The sequence below is a fragment of the Sagittula sp. S175 genome, from assembly GCF_049800975.1.
GTDB lineage: Bacteria > Pseudomonadota > Alphaproteobacteria > Rhodobacterales > Rhodobacteraceae > Sagittula.
Genome location: NZ_JBNAGB010000005.1, coordinates 24330 through 37471, shown reverse-complemented (window position 1 = coordinate 37471; position 13142 = coordinate 24330). Strand labels below are relative to the sequence as shown.

Here is a 13142-nt window from a genome sequence, read left to right as displayed (position 1 = left end):
TCCTCAGACCAGCGCCAGCGCCGCCAGAACGACACCCGCCAGAACCATGCCCCGCCGATAGACCGCCAAAGCGCGCCCCATGGCCGCCCCATCCGGGTCCGGCGCTCCGCCGTTCAGCCACGGCTCCTCGGCCACATGGGTTTCATAGAACCTAGGCCCCGACAGCCGCACGCCCAGCGCCCCCGCCATGGCCCCCTCGGGCCAGCCCGCGTTGGGCGACCGATGCCCGCGCGCGTCGCGCATCATCACGCGCCACGCCGCGCCGCCGCCGACCAGCGCAAAGAACACCCCCGTCAGCCGCGCCGGGATCAGGTTCACCACATCATCTACCCGCGCCGCCACCTTGCCAAAGGCCTCGTACCGTTCCGACCGATGGCCGATCATCGAATCCATCGTGTTGATCGCCTTGTAGCCGACGATCCCCGGCAGCCCCAGCAGGCAGCCCCAGAATAACGGCGCGATCACCCCGTCCGAGGCATTCTCGGCCAGGCTCTCGATCCCGGCCCGCGCGACACCGGCCTCGTCCAGCCGCGTCACGTCGCGGCCCACGATCATGCTGACCGCATGGCGCGCCCCGCCCAGATCGCCCGCCGCCAGGGGCCGCGCCACCGCCGCCACATGGTCGTGCAGGGACCGCACGGCGACAAAGGGCCAGGCCAGCACACCCGTCACCAGCGCCCCCAGCCACCCGTCCAGCAGCAGCGCCACGCTCGCCAGCCCCGCCGAGACCGCGACCACCACCAGCACCGTCAGCGCGCCAAAGCCGATCCGCCGCCCACGCCCGCCCCGGTTCCACGCCTTTTCACAGCGCGAGATCAGCCCGCCGATCCAGACCACCGGATGTCCGACGCGGGCGTACAGCCCGTCCGGCCAGCCGATCAGCGCATCCAGCCCGAGGGCCACCAGCATCGCCAAGGCAAACATCACGCGCCGCCCCCGGTCCTGAACCGCAACACTCCGGTCAGGCCAGCCTCGCGCAGCACGTCTTCCGCCCGCTCCGGCACGTCGCCGGGGGCAAAGATCAGCCCCCGCGCCGATCCCGTATGCGCCCGCACCACGCCCAAGGCTCCCAGTGCCCGCGCCAGCTCTGCCATGTCATCGCCCGGCCCGCGTAATGCCGTACAGCGTGCGGCGGATTCGCTGGCAACCGCAGCGGCGCGCGCCAGATCAGCCGCCTCAACCGCCTGCCGCCACGCGCTGACAAGGTCGCTCACTTCGGGGAAATCATCATCCCGCGCATCCGTCCGCGTGGGCGCGCCCCAAAAGCCGCCCACGACCTCGCAGGCGGGCGGCGGCGCCATGCGCTCCACCACCTCTGCCGCGCGGGAGGCCCACAGCAGCCGGTCCGCCCCCTCGAACATCAAGGGATCGCAGGCGCCTTCGACCGCCAGACAGGCCCGCGCCAGAACCTCGGGCGCGCCGTCGAACCCCATCGCGCGTGCGACCGCCACCAGCGAGGCCGTGGACACCCCGGCCCCGCCCCCCGGCGGCATGTCCGCCACAACACCCGGCACCTCGCCTGCCAATCCCAACCCGGCGCAGAATCGCGCCAGCACGTCCTCGGGAAACAGCCGCGCATCGCCCTCCGCCCGAACGGCCAGGGCGTCGCAGGCCATGCTCACCAGCACCACGCGCCCGTCCAGCCGCCCCTGCAGCCACTCGCCGAAATGCCCCGACACGCGGATCACACACCGCCCCCGTTCACGCAGCGCACCGCCACAGGCCGCCCCTGCCACACGCCCAGCCGGCTCACAGACAGCGGCGCGACCTCGAAGGCCAGTGCCCCCGGCACCGTCCCCAGCGCCAAGGCCAACCCTGCCCGGATCACCCCGGCATGCACCACGACGGCGACCTTGCCGACCGCCTCGGCGCTGCGGCAGGCCGCCAACAAGGGCGCCTCCACCCGCACGCAGAGATCGGCGAAACTCTCGCCCCCCGGCCAGCGATGCGCCGCCAGCGCCGCGCCATCCAGAGGCCCCAGATCCGGCAGATCGGCCAGCGCCGTCCCGTCCATCTCGCCGAAATCCTGTTCCCACAGCCGCGCGTCCTGCGCCACCTCCATGTCGGGAAACAACGCCTCGGCCGTCGCCACACAGCGCAGCGCCGGGCTGGCCACCACGGCGGCCACGGCAGGCAACCCCGCCCGCACCCGCGCCACCGATTCCGCGTCCAGACGTGCCGGGAAATCGGTCCGCCCGGCCAGCACGCCGGGGACCGCGACAGGCGCGTGTCGTATCAGGATCAGTTCCGGTCGCTTGTCGGCCATGCGCCCTTTTGCCCTTCGTTTTCAGCTTTTCAAACCACGGCGAACCTGCTTTTTCACGACGCCATGGAAAAGGCCATGGAAAAGTCATTCCCCAGAACCACCCTCGTCACCGGCGGGGCGCGGTCCGGGAAATCCGAACTGGCGGAGCGTCTGGCGCTGCGCCCGACCGGCCATGCCGTCTATATCGCCACCGCCGAGGCCTGGGACGACGAGATGCGCGACCGCATCGCGCAGCATCAGGCCCGCCGGGGCGCGCAGTGGTCCGACCACCCCGCGCCGCTCGATCTGGTGCAGGCGCTGGACGCTACCGATGGCGACAGCCCGCGTCTGGTGGACTGCCTGACGCTCTGGCTGACCAACCTCATGCTGGGCGGCCACGATTGGCGCGCCGCCGCCGAGACCCTCGCCGATGCCCTGCCCCGGCAGACTGCCCCCGTGATCCTCGTCACCAACGAGGTCGGCGCAGGCATCGTCCCCGAAAACAAGCTGGCGCGCGAGTTCCGCGACGCCGCAGGCTGGCTCAACCGCCGCGTGGCCGAGGTGTCGGATACCGTCTACCTCACCGTCGCGGGCTGCCCGATAAAGGTGAAACCCCATGACTTCGCTCTCTGACCTGACCACTCTGGCCGACGTGGCCGCACTGGCCGACACCCTGCCGCAGGCCGACGCCAAGGCCATCGAGGCCGCCCGCGCCCGCCAGGACAGCCTGACCAAACCGCCGCGCGCGCTGGGGCGGCTCGAAGACCTCGCCGTCTTCATGGCGGGCTGGCAAAAGACCGACCGCCCCTCCATCGGGCAGGCGCAGGCGCTGGTCTTTGCCGGGAACCACGGCATCTGCGACAAGGGCGTGAACCCCTTCCCGCAAGAGGTCACGGTCCAGATGGTCGCCAACTTCCAGAACGGCGGCGCGGCGATCAACCAGCTGTGCCGCGCGTCCGGGGCCGACCTCGACGTGGTGGCGCTGGATCTGGACAAGCCCACCGCCGACTTCTCCGAAGGCCCCGCCATGACCGAGGCCGAGGTGCTGGCCGCCATGCAGGCCGGGGCCGCCGCCATCCCGCCCTCCGCCACGGTGCTGATCCTCGGTGAAATGGGCATCGGCAATTCCACCGTCGCCGCCGCGCTGGCCTCTGCCGCCTTCGGGGGCGAGGCCGCCGACTGGGTTGGTCGCGGCACGGGATCGGACGAGGCGGGCAAGGCGCTGAAGGCCCGCGTGATCGAGCAGGGCCGCGCCCTGCACGCCGACGCGCAGGGGCTGGCGCTGCTGACCGCCTTCGGTGGCCGCGAGCAGGCCGCCATCTGCGGCGCTGTCCTCGAAGCCCGCGCGCGCCGCATCCCCGTCATCCTCGACGGCTACATCTGCACCGCCGCCGTGGCACCGCTGTTCGCCGCTAACCCCGCCTTCCTCGACCATTGCATCGTCGGCCACCGCTCCGCCGAGCCGGGACATATCAAGCTGCTCGACGCCATGGGCAAGCAGCCGGTCCTGACCCTCGACATGGCGCTTGGCGAAGGCTCCGGCGCGGCTTTGGCCCTTGGCGTGCTGCGGGCGGCGCTGGAATGCCACAACGGCATGGCCACCTTCGCCGAAGCGCAGGTTTCCGGCGGATGAGCGCCCCCCGGCGGCTGGAGGAACTGCGGCTGGCGGTGATCTTCCTCACCCGCCTGCCCGCTGGCCGCCTGTCCGATCCCATCCCCGACCTGTCGCAGGCCCGCTGGGCCTTTCCGCTGGTGGGTCTGGCGGTGGGCGGTATCACGGCGTTGGTCTGGCTGGCTCTGACCGCGCTCGGGATGCAGCCCCTGCTGGCCGCCGCCCTGACGCTGGCGGCGCAGGCCATGACCACCGGCGCGCTTCATCAGGACGGGTTGGCGGATGTGGCCGATGGTCTGGGCGGCGGGCGCGACCGCGCGCACGCCCTTGAAATCATGCGCGATTCCCGCATCGGCAGCTATGGCACGCTGGCGCTGGGGCTGACCACGCTGATCTGGGTGCTGGCGCTGGCGCAGGTCGAACACGCGGCTTGGGCGCTTGTGGCGCTGGCCGTCACCAGCCGCCTGTGCATGACCATCGTCCTGACCGAACTGCCCTCAGTCCGTGACCAAGGCCTCGGCCAATCCGCCAGCGACGGCAGGCGGCCCTACCTCGTCGGCGCGGCCTTCGCCGCCCTGCTCCTGATCCCCCTCGGCCTGCCCGCCCTCGCGGCCCTTGCCGCCATGGCCCTCGCCACCGCCTTCCTCGCCCATCGCGCGCTGAAACGCATCGGCGGCCAGACCGGCGACGTCTGCGGTGCAACCCAACTGCTGTCCGAAACCGCAGGCCTCGTCGCCCTCTCGCTGTGCTAGGCGTTCACTCTGCGAACGCGCGACAAAAAAGTTTACTCGGAAACATTTCAACGGATAGAGTAAGGCACGACTCGGGCTTTGGGAGGGGCCGGACCGGATGCCGCTGCAAGAACGGCAAAGGCCCGCCGAGATGCTCCCTCACCCGCCGCGACAACGCGTTTTCCAGGGAGGAGAACTATGGAACGCCGTGATTTTCTGAAGGCCGCCGCCGCAGGCGTATCGGTCATCGCCATCAACCCCACCGCCGCGCTGGCCAACACCTCCATGCGCATCGCGACCTGGGTGCCGCCGCAGCACCACCAGAACGCCGTGACCCTGCCCCGCTGGATCGAAGCGGTAAAGGAAGCCTCGGGCGGTGCGATCAACCTCACCGTGGACCCGGCGCCCATCGCCAGCCCCCCCGAGCAGTACAACATCGTGCGCGATGGCGTGGCGGACATCGCCTATCACGTGGCCGCCTACACCCCCGGACCCTTCGAAGTGGCCCGCGGCGTCGAAATGCCCTTCCTGTCCCCCAACGCCGAGATCGGTTCGATGGCGGCCTATGACTGGTACGAGCGCAACATCGGCTTCGACACCGAATTCCAGGACGTGAAGGTCCTGACCATCTTCGTGCACGGCCCCGGCGCCATCCACTCCAAGATGCCGATCACCACGCTCGAGGAACTGCAGGGCGCCAAGATCCGCGTCGGCGGTGGCGGCGTGAAGATGGCCGAGGCCCTGGGCGCCGCGCCCGTCGCCATGCCCGCCAGCCAGGCCTACGAGGCGATCCAGAAAGGCGTGGCCGATGGCGCGATGCTGCCCTGGGAATCGATCAAGGGCTTCCGCCTGGGCGAGCTGGTCAACCACCACACCGAGATCCCCGGCGGCCTCTACACCACCTTCTTTGCCGTGGTGATGAACCGCGCCAAATGGGACGCGCTGTCGGACGAGGACAAGGCCGTGATGACCGACCTCGGCGGCATCAAGGGCGCGCAGATCTTCGGCAAGGGCTGGGACGACGCCGACGCGGCGGGCAAGGAAGCCCGCGCCGCCGATGCGACCATCACCGTCCTGTCGGACGAGGAAACCGCCCGCTGGGCCGAAAAGGTCGCCTTTGTCGAGGACGACTGGATCGCGCTGGCCAACGAGCGCGGCCATGACGGCCAGGCCCTGCTGGACGACCTGAAGGCGACCATCGCCAAGTTCGCCCAGGGCTAAGCCACGACCCCTGTTCCCGGCCCGGCGTCGGGGGCAGGGCTGACGCCCCTTGTCAGGCCGGGCGGACCACTCCCCCGCCCGTCCCCTTCACCTTCTGACTGCGCGGCGAGGCCGACCCGCCCGCCGCTCCGGGAACTTGCCCATGCAACGCCTCGCGCGCACCCTTTCCTACGGGCTGGCCGCCGTCTCCGGTGCCGCCCTCATCGCCGTCATGGCGCTGATGTTCGTCGATGTCATCGGGCGCTACCTGTTCAACAACCCGCTCACCGCCGCCGTCGAACTGATCGAGCTTCTGATGGGCCTCGCCCTCTGCTTCGGCTTTGCGCTGACCGCGCTGAGACGCGGCCATATCCGCGTCGACCTCGTGACCCAACTGGCCCCGCGCCCGGTGCAGCGCCTGCTGGACTGGGTCTCCGACGCCACCACGCTGGCCTTCTTCGTGGTCGTCTGCTGGAAGCTGTTCCAGAAGGCCGGCCAGACCTTCAGCGACGGGATCTTTACCCAGATCGTCGGTATGCCGGTGTTCCCGGTCGTCTACCTCATGAGCCTCGCCGCCGCCGCCGCCGTCGTCACCTGCGCGGTGCTGCTGCTGAAACCATCCGCCGGAGGGCCGTCCGCATGACCCATATCGGCATCTACGCCTTCATCGCGCTCTTCCTCATGCTGATCGCCACCGTGCCGATCGGTGTGGCCATGGCCATCGCCGGGGTGGGCGGTCTGGCCGCGATCATCGGCTTCAGCCCCGCGCTGTCGCTGTTCGGCACCACGGTCTACGAGACCACCGTCACCTATTCCCTCTCGGTCGTGCCGCTGTTCGTGCTGATGGGGGCCGTCGCCGCGCGCTCGGGCCTGTCGCGGGAATTGTATGACGTGTTCAACGCATGGCTCGGGCGGTTCCGCGGCGGCCTCGCCATCGCCACCATCGGCGCTTGCGGCGCCTTCGCCGCCATCTGCGGATCGTCGCTGGCCACCGCCGCCACCATGTCAAAGGTCGCCCTGCCCGAGATGAAGCGCCTCGGCTACGCCGACAGCCTCGCCACCGGATCGGTCGCCTCGGGCGGCGTCATCGGCATCCTGATCCCGCCGTCGGTGATCCTCGTGCTCTATGGCATCCTTACGGAAACTTCGATCGGCGACCTGTTCATCGCGGGCGTGATCCCCGGCCTGCTGACGGTCGTGGTCTTCATGCTGGTCATCGCGGGCCTGACCGCGATCCGACCGGACCTTGGCCCGGCAGGAGAACCCACCACCTGGTCCGAAAAACTGCGCGCCCTCGGCCGCACCTGGGCCATCCTGCTGCTCTTTGCCATCGTGATCGGCGGCATCTATTTCGGCGTCTTCTCCCCCACCGAAGCGGCGGGCATCGGTGCCGTCGGTGCCTTCGGCATCGCCGCCCTGCGCGGACGGCTGACGTGGGAAACGGTCAAGGACAGCCTGCTGGAGACCGTCCAGACTTCGGCCATGATCTTTACCGTGCTGATCGGGGCGATCACCCTGAACAACCTGACGATCTTCTCCGGCATCGCCGGGGCGCTGGGGGGCTTCGTGTCGGGCCTCGACATGTCGCCCACGCTGGTCATGGCGGTGATCCTGCTGATCTATCTCGTGCTTGGCTGCTTCCTCGATACGCTGGCGATGATCCTGCTGACCGTGCCGATCTTCACACCCATCGTGACGGGTCTGGGCTTCGACCCGGTGTGGTTCGGGGTAATCGTGGTCATGGTCGCCGAACTGGGTCTCATCACCCCGCCCATCGGCATGAACGTTTTTGTCATCAAGGGCATGGCCCCGGACGTGAAGCTGACCGACATCTACGCGGGTGTGCTGCCGTTCGTGCTGGGACAGGTGGTGCTGATCGTCTTCGTCTTCCTGCTGCCCGAGCTGGCGCTCTGGCTGCCCGAGACGGCCAAGGCGTTCCAATGAGGCCGCTGTTTGACGCGCCGCCTCTGATCCACGCCTTCGACGTCACCGTGGACCTGGCCCCCATCATGGAGATGGGGGCCGGTCGCGCTGGCAAGCGGCGGATCATCCCGATCATCGGCGGCACGGTGACGGGCGAGCGGGTGACGGGCCGAGTCCTGAACCTAGGCGCCGACTGGCAGACGATCTGGGCCGATGGCACAGCGGAACTGGACACGCGCTACGCCATCGAAACAGACGACGGCGCGGTGATCGAGGTCATCAACTACGGCCGCCGCTTTGGCCCGCCCGAGGTCATGGCCCGCGTCGCGGCAGGCGAGGACGTGGACCCGTCCGAATACTACATGCGCACCCATTGCCGTCTGGAATCGGGCGATCCGCGCTACGCCTGGATCAACGCGCCCTTGTTCCTGTCCACCGGCGGACGGCGGGCATCCTCGGTGGTGATTTCCTTCTACCAGATCGGCTGAGGGTTACGCCTTGGCGGTTGGTCTGGAGGGTTTCGCTTTGGCTGCGCAAAAGCGACTGGTCTGAAGAGTTTCGCTTTGGCGCAGCCAAAGCGACCGGCGCGCCCCGGTGGGGCGCGCAACGCCCCCGCGGGGCGTTTGGGGGCTCTGCCCCCACACCCCCGAGGTATTTTCATCAAGATGAAGGAGGGGCCCGACGCAGGGCCTGCGCAACAAGTGCTCCTTGGGGCCGCCGGCGTGGAAATCGCATTTCCCTTGCTTCGGAAATGGTCTAACTGCGGGCCATGCGGATCGTCAGAGACTACCAGTACACACAGGCCCAGGACCGTGGCGCGAGCGCGGCCATCGGCAATTTCGACGGCGTTCACCTTGGCCATCAGGCGGTGATCGACCTGGCGCGGCAGGCGGTGCCCGGCGCGCCGTTGGGCGTGATGACCTTTCAGCCGCACCCGCGTGAGTATTTCGCGCCCGATGCCCCGGCCTTTCGGCTGATGAGCGCCGAGGCAAAGGCGGCGCGGCTGGAGAAGCTGGGGGTCGAGACCTTGTACCAGCTGAACTTCAACAAGGCGTTGGCCTCGCTCAGCCCGCGCGAATTTGCCGAGCGGGTGATCTGCAAGGGGCTTGGGCTGGTCAATGTCGTCGTCGGCTCGGATTTCTGTTTCGGCAAGGGGCGCGCGGGAACCGTGGCAGACCTGCAGGCCTTTGGCGCCGAGATGGGATTCGGCGTGACCGTGGCAGAGTTGATTGAGACCAACGGGTTGGTCGTCTCCTCCACCGCGATCCGCGAAGCACTCTCCGAGGGGCGCCCACGCGATGCCGCTGCCCTGCTGGGCCACTGGCACCGGATCGAGGGAGAAGTCATCGGCGGCGAACAGCGTGGCCGCGAACTGGGCTATCCCACCGCGAACATGTCCATTGACGGCCTGCATCCGCCGCGTTTCGGCGTCTACGCGGTGCTGGTGGACGTGCGCGACGGGCCGCACAAGGGCAGCTACCACGGGGCGGCCTCGGTCGGTGTACGGCCGATGTTCAACGGCGAGGTGCCGAACATCGAAACCTTCCTGTTCGATTTCACCGGCGATCTGTACGGCGCGACGCTATCGGTCGCCCTGGTCGATTACCTGCGGCCAGAGCTGAAATTCGACGGCTTGCAGGCGCTGATCGACCAGATGGATGCAGATTGCGCGCAATCGCGCGAGATCCTGAACGCCCTATGACCGACCCCATCGCCAAGCCCGACCTCGCGCCCCGTTTCTGGGAGACCAAGCGTCTCACCGACCTGTCCAAGGACGAATGGGAAGCGCTGTGTGACGGCTGCGGCAAGTGCTGCATGAACAAGCTGGAGGACGAGGAATCCGGCGAGGTCGTGCTGACCCGGGTCGCCTGCCGCCTGTTCGACGACGCCACCTGCCGCTGTGCGCAATACGACATCCGCCATCAGTTCGTGCCGGAATGCATCGTCATGTCACCGGCGAACATCCCGGCGAACCTCTACTGGATGCCCGAGACCTGTGCCTACAAGCTGCTGTGGAACGGCAATCCCCTGCCCGCCTGGCACCCGCTTCTGACGGGCGACCCGGACAGCGTGCACGCGGCCGGCGTGTCGATGCAGGGCGTGACCCTCCCCGAGTTCGAGGTGGACGAGGACGACTGGGAAGACCACATCATCGAAGAGCCGTTGGGCTGAACTTTGCCTGCCCCCGGCACGGTCGGGTAAACCGGAACATCGCCGGAAAGCCATTCCTGATAGACTGCCTGCATTGCATTTCAACTCACGCAGGTATTTCCCATGTCCAATCTCTGGTGGCACACCCACCGTCAGTTGCAGCGCGGATCGCGCGGCGATGACGTCGCAAAGGCCCAGAAGGCCCTGAATTCCTTTTCCGTCGTCTCGCCGGATCTCGTGCCGGATGGCGATTTCGGCCAAAAGACCCACGACGCGGTCGTGGCCTTTCAACGCTTGTTCGATCTTGAACCGGATGGCATCCTTGGCCCCGTGGCACAGACCAAGCTGCTGGGGGGCAGCTACCGCTTTGAGCTGGCGCAGCCAGACCTGGTTTTTCAGGGAACGCAGTTCCTGTGCTGGGCGTCGTGTCTCCAGTCCGTGCTGGGGCGCGACTGGTCCGGGCGGCCGCGCCGGACCAAGGAGCAGCTGGTGGCGGAATACCCCGACGACGTGACGCAGGACGGGCCGGAGACAGGCGGGATCTCCGTGGCGGCGTTCCGGTCGCGCGTCGGGACCGATTATCGGTTCCGCGAGGTGCTGGTGGCCGCCGATCACACCATCGAGCAGGTGTTCCGGGCGCTGCGCAAGCGCGTGCCCCTGCTGCTGGTGACGATGGACGCGCCGGGCGGGGTGTTCCACGCCTGCGTGGTCTACGGGGCCAAGGTCACGGTCAGCAGCAGCGCGTTGATGTTGATGGACCCGCTGGGGATGTATCGCACCGAAGAGATGTTCGCGGTGAACGCCCACCACCGGACAGGGTTCTTTCTGCCCGACGAGGTGACATTGTAAAGACGGCCAGTGCCGTGGCCGAAAATCTGTCCCGGTTGCGCCTGCCCCGCTCCCGTGGTTGCATCGCGCCCGATAAGGGAGATCCGCAATGTACCTTGCATCCGACAACACCGGTCCGATCCACCCCAAGGTCATGGAGGCGCTGGCGCGGGCCAACACCGGCTATGTCCACGGCTACGGCAACGACCCCGAAACGGAGGCGGCGAAAACCGCCCTGCGCGACCTCTTCGAGGCCCCCGAGGCCGAGGTCTTCCTTGTCCCCGGCGGCACGGCGGGCAACGCGCTGGCGCTGGGGACCATGGTGCCGCCGTGGCAGGCGGTCTATTGCTCGGGGCTGGCGCATATCCATGTCGACGAGTGCAACGCGCCGGAGTTCTACACCGGCGGGGCCAAGATGGTGGCCACCGATCCGGGCGACATGGTCACGCCCGCGAGTCTGCAAAAGGCGCTGGGATTCTGGAACACCGGCGACGTGCACCAGCCCTCGGGCGGGGTGCTGTCGCTGACAAATGTCACCGAGCGCGGCAACACCTACACGCTGGACGAGATGCGCGCCCTTTTCGCACTGGCACATGAGCACGGCCTGTCCACCCATCTCGACGGCGCGCGATTCGCCAATGCCTGCGCGAAACTGGGCTGCACCCCCGCCGAGATGAGCTGGAAGATCGGCGCAGACGCGGTGACCTTCGGCGGGACAAAGAACGGCTGCATGGCGGTCGAAGCCGTGATCTTCTTCGATCCCGACAAGGCGCGCGGCATGGCCTTCCGCCGGATGCGTGCCGGGCACCTGATGTCGAAACACCGCTTTCTGGCGGCACAGATGAATGCCTACCTGGCGGAGGGACTCTGGCTGGAACTGGCGAAAAAGGCCAATGCCACCTGCGCGCGGCTGGTCGAGGGACTGACGGCGCTGGGGGTCGAAGTCACCACGCGCACCCCTGCCAACCTGATCTATTTCCACCTGCCGCTGCGCCAGCACGAGGCGCTGCTGGCCTCGGGCGCGGTCTATTACCACATGCCCGAACCAGGCGACGGGCCGGACACATCGGTGCGCGGACGGCTGGTCTGCGACTGGAACCTGTCCTTCGACCAAATCGACCAGTTCCTGCAAAAGACGAAGGCGGTCCTTTAAGGGACCGCCTTGCGCCTCACGGAGAGTGAGAGAGAGAGTTGGTTCCGCCTCAGTTCAGCTGGAAGTGCAGCTCGTAGCTGCCATCCTCGAACGCGCCAAAGAGGTCGGGAATGTCGGGATGATCCACCGGCTGACCAGAGTAATCGGCGATCAGGTTCTGCTCGGACACGTAAGCCACGTAAAAGCTTTGGTCGTTCTCTGCGAGCAGATGGTAGAACGGCTGCTGCTTCTCCGGGCGCTGCGCCTCGGGAATGGCGTCGTACCACTCTTGTGTGTTCGAGAACTGAGGGTCCACATCAAACACGACGCCACGAAACGGGTGCTTGCGGTGCCGGACGACCTGTCCGAGGTGATATTTTGCGCGGGTGCTAAGCATGTGCTCTACCTTTGTCATACCCGAGTCTTAGCGGTTCCAATGGTTGCTTGTCCAACTTTTGACACGGATTCGCCAGAAACACACTGTGGAAAGCGCCTTAACAGTCCGCATTTCGGGCAGACCGTCCCAAGGACACAATTTCCGGCGGTGAAATGCCTTTCACCGAAATCGTGATTTAAACTCGCGGCACGTTCGGGTAAAATAACAGTCAAACAATAAACACAATGACGCGAGAGGCATATGAGCAGACTCTTTCGCGCGCTGGTGATCCTTCTTCTGGTGGCCTCCTGCGGTGGCGGGGGCGGTTCCGGTACGTCGCCCGACAACCTGGACAACGCCTGTTCGATCCTCCAGCAGCGCCCGACCTATTACCGCGCCTTCAAGGCAACGGAACGCAAATGGGGCGTGCCCGTGCACGTCCAGATGGCGACGATCTACCAGGAATCCAAATTCGATTCCGATGCGCGCACGCCGCTGAAATACTCTCTGGGCGTGATCCCCATGGGACGGCAATCCTCGGCCTTCGGATACAGCCAGGCGCTGGATGGCACGTGGAAGGAATACCTCGCCTCATCTTCGGCCCGCCGCGGCGCACGGCGCGACGACATCCGCGACGCCACGGATTTCATGGGCTGGTACATGAAGCAATCCGCCGACCAGCTGGGCATCCCGATGTGGGACGCACGCAACCATTACCTTGCCTACCACGAGGGCCGGACGGGCTATCGCAAGGGCACCTACAACGCAAAGGCATGGCTGCTGCGGGTTTCTTCCGAGGTGGGCCAGAGAGCCATCACCTACCAGAACCAGCTGCGCAGCTGCCGCAACGCCCGCTGACACCTCCAGCGCCCGCCCCACCCGGCGGGCGCTTTCAGTTTCGCGCCCCCGCCCCTGCTTCATCTTGATCCAAATACCCTCGGGGG

The 13142-nt window shown here is 67.4% G+C and carries 16 protein-coding genes; 12 read left to right on the top strand and 4 right to left on the bottom strand.

The features are described 5' to 3' along the window. Positions 1-3: 3 nt before the first annotated feature. From cbiB to ACP16H_RS08000, 3 genes are read right to left on the bottom strand one after another with little or no spacing between them, the layout of a single operon-like run. Entirely contained in the window at positions 4-927 is a 924-nt protein-coding gene (cbiB, locus tag ACP16H_RS08010) for an adenosylcobinamide-phosphate synthase CbiB (RefSeq protein ID WP_425071755.1), read from the bottom strand. Further along, positions 924-1688 carry a hypothetical protein gene (locus ACP16H_RS08005; protein ID WP_425071754.1) on the bottom strand — a complete coding sequence of 255 codons (765 nt, stop codon included), beginning with the start codon at positions 1686-1688 and terminating at the stop codon, positions 924-926. The genes cbiB and ACP16H_RS08005 overlap by 4 nt, the downstream gene beginning before the upstream one ends. After that, positions 1685-2266 (bottom strand): histidine phosphatase family protein, encoded by a 582-nt coding sequence (locus ACP16H_RS08000; protein WP_425071753.1) that lies wholly within the window; start codon positions 2264-2266, stop codon positions 1685-1687. The genes ACP16H_RS08005 and ACP16H_RS08000 overlap by 4 nt, the downstream gene beginning before the upstream one ends. A gap of 75 nt (positions 2267-2341) precedes the next feature. Here ACP16H_RS08000 and cobU point away from each other — a divergent pair, with 75 nt between their 5' ends. The 11 genes from cobU to ACP16H_RS07945 all read left to right on the top strand — a co-directional run bounded on the left by cobU (position 2342) and on the right by ACP16H_RS07945 (position 11843). Continuing rightward, positions 2342-2878, top strand: coding sequence for a bifunctional adenosylcobinamide kinase/adenosylcobinamide-phosphate guanylyltransferase (gene cobU, locus ACP16H_RS07995; RefSeq protein ID WP_425071752.1), 537 nt, complete (start codon positions 2342-2344; stop codon positions 2876-2878). Further along, positions 2862-3878: a nicotinate-nucleotide--dimethylbenzimidazole phosphoribosyltransferase gene (gene cobT / locus ACP16H_RS07990; RefSeq protein ID WP_425071751.1), complete on the top strand. Its 1017-nt coding sequence runs from the start codon at positions 2862-2864 to the stop codon at positions 3876-3878. The genes cobU and cobT overlap by 17 nt, the downstream gene beginning before the upstream one ends. Beyond that, positions 3875-4609 carry an adenosylcobinamide-GDP ribazoletransferase gene (cobS, locus tag ACP16H_RS07985; RefSeq protein WP_425071750.1) on the top strand — a complete coding sequence of 245 codons (735 nt, stop codon included), beginning with the start codon at positions 3875-3877 and terminating at the stop codon, positions 4607-4609. Before cobT ends, cobS begins: the two co-directional genes overlap by 4 nt. A gap of 177 nt (positions 4610-4786) precedes the next feature. Beyond that, positions 4787-5809, top strand: coding sequence for a TRAP transporter substrate-binding protein (locus ACP16H_RS07980; protein WP_425071749.1), 1023 nt, complete (start codon positions 4787-4789; stop codon positions 5807-5809). Positions 5810-5951: 142 nt separating this feature from the next. Next, on the top strand, positions 5952-6431 hold the full coding sequence (locus ACP16H_RS07975) for a TRAP transporter small permease (protein WP_425071748.1): 480 nt from the start codon (positions 5952-5954) through the stop codon (positions 6429-6431). Continuing rightward, positions 6428-7732, top strand: a complete 1305-nt coding sequence (locus ACP16H_RS07970) for a TRAP transporter large permease (RefSeq protein WP_425071747.1) — start codon at positions 6428-6430, stop codon at positions 7730-7732. Before ACP16H_RS07975 ends, ACP16H_RS07970 begins: the two co-directional genes overlap by 4 nt. Next, the gene (locus tag ACP16H_RS07965; RefSeq protein ID WP_425071746.1) at positions 7729-8199 is read left to right on the top strand and encodes a DUF3237 domain-containing protein; all 471 of its coding nucleotides are present in this window, start codon (positions 7729-7731) and stop codon (positions 8197-8199) included. The genes ACP16H_RS07970 and ACP16H_RS07965 overlap by 4 nt, the downstream gene beginning before the upstream one ends. A 281-nt stretch (positions 8200-8480) precedes the next feature. Next, positions 8481-9413 carry a bifunctional riboflavin kinase/FAD synthetase gene (locus ACP16H_RS07960; protein WP_425071745.1) on the top strand — a complete coding sequence of 311 codons (933 nt, stop codon included), beginning with the start codon at positions 8481-8483 and terminating at the stop codon, positions 9411-9413. Continuing rightward, the gene (locus ACP16H_RS07955; RefSeq protein WP_425071744.1) at positions 9410-9883 is read left to right on the top strand and encodes a YcgN family cysteine cluster protein; all 474 of its coding nucleotides are present in this window, start codon (positions 9410-9412) and stop codon (positions 9881-9883) included. Before ACP16H_RS07960 ends, ACP16H_RS07955 begins: the two co-directional genes overlap by 4 nt. A 102-nt stretch (positions 9884-9985) precedes the next feature. Continuing rightward, entirely contained in the window at positions 9986-10711 is a 726-nt protein-coding gene (locus tag ACP16H_RS07950) for a peptidoglycan-binding protein (RefSeq protein WP_425071743.1), read from the top strand. An 88-nt stretch (positions 10712-10799) separates the two neighbouring features. Further along, positions 10800-11843: a threonine aldolase family protein gene (locus tag ACP16H_RS07945; protein ID WP_425071742.1), complete on the top strand. Its 1044-nt coding sequence runs from the start codon at positions 10800-10802 to the stop codon at positions 11841-11843. Positions 11844-11892: 49 nt separating this feature from the next. Here the strand turns inward: ACP16H_RS07945 and hspQ are convergent, their stop codons facing one another. Continuing rightward, complete coding sequence (hspQ, locus tag ACP16H_RS07940) at positions 11893-12219, bottom strand: heat shock protein HspQ (protein ID WP_425071741.1); 327 nt, start codon at positions 12217-12219, stop codon at positions 11893-11895. Positions 12220-12459: 240 nt separating this feature from the next. Here hspQ and ACP16H_RS07935 point away from each other — a divergent pair, with 240 nt between their 5' ends. Then, positions 12460-13056, top strand: a complete 597-nt coding sequence (locus ACP16H_RS07935; RefSeq protein ID WP_425071740.1) for a lytic transglycosylase — start codon at positions 12460-12462, stop codon at positions 13054-13056. The last annotated feature ends 86 nt before the right edge of the window (positions 13057-13142 follow it).

Excerpts from the sequence above, each read along its gene's own strand:
- ACP16H_RS08000 (WP_425071753.1), bottom strand. The coding sequence starts at position 2,266 with ATGGCCGACAAGCGACCGGAACTGATCCTGATACGACACGCGCCTGTC.
- cobU (WP_425071752.1), top strand. The coding sequence starts at position 2,342 with ATGGAAAAGTCATTCCCCAGAACCACCCTCGTCACCGGCGGGGCGCGG.
- cobT (WP_425071751.1), top strand. The coding sequence starts at position 2,862 with ATGACTTCGCTCTCTGACCTGACCACTCTGGCCGACGTGGCCGCACTG.
- cobS (WP_425071750.1), top strand. The coding sequence starts at position 3,875 with ATGAGCGCCCCCCGGCGGCTGGAGGAACTGCGGCTGGCGGTGATCTTC.
- ACP16H_RS07980 (WP_425071749.1), top strand. The coding sequence starts at position 4,787 with ATGGAACGCCGTGATTTTCTGAAGGCCGCCGCCGCAGGCGTATCGGTC.
- ACP16H_RS07975 (WP_425071748.1), top strand. The coding sequence starts at position 5,952 with ATGCAACGCCTCGCGCGCACCCTTTCCTACGGGCTGGCCGCCGTCTCC.
- ACP16H_RS07970 (WP_425071747.1), top strand. The coding sequence starts at position 6,428 with ATGACCCATATCGGCATCTACGCCTTCATCGCGCTCTTCCTCATGCTG.
- ACP16H_RS07965 (WP_425071746.1), top strand. The coding sequence starts at position 7,729 with ATGAGGCCGCTGTTTGACGCGCCGCCTCTGATCCACGCCTTCGACGTC.
- ACP16H_RS07960 (WP_425071745.1), top strand. The coding sequence starts at position 8,481 with ATGCGGATCGTCAGAGACTACCAGTACACACAGGCCCAGGACCGTGGC.
- ACP16H_RS07955 (WP_425071744.1), top strand. The coding sequence starts at position 9,410 with ATGACCGACCCCATCGCCAAGCCCGACCTCGCGCCCCGTTTCTGGGAG.
- ACP16H_RS07950 (WP_425071743.1), top strand. The coding sequence starts at position 9,986 with ATGTCCAATCTCTGGTGGCACACCCACCGTCAGTTGCAGCGCGGATCG.
- ACP16H_RS07945 (WP_425071742.1), top strand. The coding sequence starts at position 10,800 with ATGTACCTTGCATCCGACAACACCGGTCCGATCCACCCCAAGGTCATG.
- hspQ (WP_425071741.1), bottom strand. The coding sequence starts at position 12,219 with ATGCTTAGCACCCGCGCAAAATATCACCTCGGACAGGTCGTCCGGCAC.
- ACP16H_RS07935 (WP_425071740.1), top strand. The coding sequence starts at position 12,460 with ATGAGCAGACTCTTTCGCGCGCTGGTGATCCTTCTTCTGGTGGCCTCC.